This is a genomic window from Aeromonas sp. Prich7-2, assembly GCF_017939255.1.
GTDB lineage: Bacteria > Pseudomonadota > Gammaproteobacteria > Enterobacterales > Aeromonadaceae > Aeromonas > Aeromonas caviae.
Window position 1 is genome coordinate 1 of record NZ_JAGKRI010000190.1, and the last position, 341, is coordinate 341.

Consider the following 341-nt stretch of genomic DNA (forward strand, 5'->3'; position numbering starts at 1 on the left):
TTGCGCTGCTCGGCATTCACCGCTTCCAGTCCCCAGTCATCCAGGATCAGCAGCTCTATCCTTGCCAGTTGACCCAGCAGTCTGGCGTAACTGCCATCTACCTTGGCCTGGCTCAGCTCAAGTAGCAGACGCGGCAGCCGGTAGTAACGAGTGCTGTGCCCCTGCTGACAGGCTTGGTAGCCCAGCGCACAGGCTAGGTAGGTTTTTCCGCAGCCACAGGGGCCGGTAATGAGCAGGTTCTGGCCCCGGCGCAGCCACTCTCCTTGGGCCAGGTTTGCCACCTGTGACCGCTCCAGGTTGCGTGCAGACTGGTAGTCCACCTCTTGCACCGTGGCCTGGAG

At 61.9% G+C, this 341-nt stretch carries 1 pseudogene; it reads right to left on the minus strand.

The features are described from left to right. Window positions 1–341 (minus strand): annotated as a pseudogene (gene istB, locus J9892_RS20510) (IS21-like element ISAs29 family helper ATPase IstB); the annotation flags it as partial.